Source organism: Micromonospora sp. NPDC050795, assembly GCF_044456785.1.
In the GTDB taxonomy this organism is placed as follows: domain Bacteria; phylum Actinomycetota; class Actinomycetes; order Mycobacteriales; family Micromonosporaceae; genus Micromonospora.
In genome coordinates this window covers 1-1,190 of sequence record NZ_JBITGE010000121.1, presented here as the reverse complement: position 1 = coordinate 1,190, position 1,190 = coordinate 1, and the positions used below count along the sequence as shown (strand labels likewise).

At 67.1% G+C, this 1,190-nt stretch carries 1 protein-coding gene; it reads left to right on the top strand.

Annotated elements, in window-relative coordinates:
• The first annotated feature begins 660 nt into the window (after positions 1 to 660).
• Positions 661 to 1,098 (top strand): hypothetical protein, encoded by a 438-nt coding sequence (locus ACIBEF_RS32535; protein ID WP_396797256.1) that lies wholly within the window; start codon positions 661 to 663, stop codon positions 1,096 to 1,098.
• Positions 1,099 to 1,190: the final 92 nt, after the last annotated feature.

Genomic DNA, 1,190 nt, shown 5'->3' with positions numbered 1-1,190 from the left:
TTGGTCGTCTTGAAGGATCGACGCGATGGCCGTCTCTCATCTACGCAACACGCCCATCACGGGCAAGTCGTACACCACTCCCGTGGACGCAACCGAAGGAAGTCATACCGGGCCGGGCGACCGAGGGTCCCCGGCTGGGGACGATCAAAAAGGTAACGGGCACGCCGGCTCTTGGCCCGGAAGGTCAGGGCCGGCGGACCCGCTGGGTGGATCAGCTGAATGCCACGTGTAGACCGCGCCGGTGGCCCGCGACAGCACGACTGTGGCGGTGGGCCGGGCTGGTTCGCCGAAATCTCCGAGCCAGGCGGTGCCGTCGGCAGCCGCTACGGCGAGCTGCAGGTTGTCCGGGCGGAAGGCCGTCATGCATGCGTAGCCGGCCGGGCCGGTCAGCGGGGCGCCGATCGTCGATGGCGCAGCCGGCGCGGAGACGTCCCAGAGCCGTACGGTGCTGTCCGCCACCGAGCCGGCCCAGGAACCGGTCGGTGCCTGCCACCGAACCGCACCTTCCGTCAGAGCGTTGTGACTCTCGCAACGAACGGACGACTCCGAGTATCGAGCCACGGAAGGCGGGCAGCCATGCCAGCGATCAGGATCAGAACGCGGCCAGGAAGCACGCCGCTACCTGTCAGCAAGCCCGACGGAACGCACTACCGCTTTGAGTTGATCGAGCCGGACGACCGCTGGCGGGCGTACGCCGACGAGCCGGCGCACCTAGTGGCCGAGCTCATCCCGCACTACGCCTACACGGATGAGGCCAGTCGGTCGGAAGCCAGGGTTTCGATGGCGCAGCGGGTGCGCGCCGTTTTCCAAGCGCAACTGCTGGCGTTCTCCGACGTTGAGGAATGCACTCCGGAGCAGCTACTCACGCTCCACGGCCTCGCCAATCCGGCGGCGATCACCGGCTGGACCATGGAAACTCCGCTCGTGTTGATCGAGGGAGCGTACGCGCCGTCTGGGGTGCTGCCGCGTCCCACGGCCGAGCCGCCGGCGGAGATCCTCTGGATCGATCCCGGCACTGACGAGAGTCTCCTGCGCTCGCTGCACTATCTCGGCCTACTCGTGCTGGCTGAGCCGGCTGAGGACTTGATCAGTCAGTGAGCCTTTTTCAAGCTGATCTTGCGGCTCAGGGCGGGTGTGGCAGGCCCGGTGATCGATGGGTGCGAGGCTCCAGGTAGGACAGCTGTCGACCA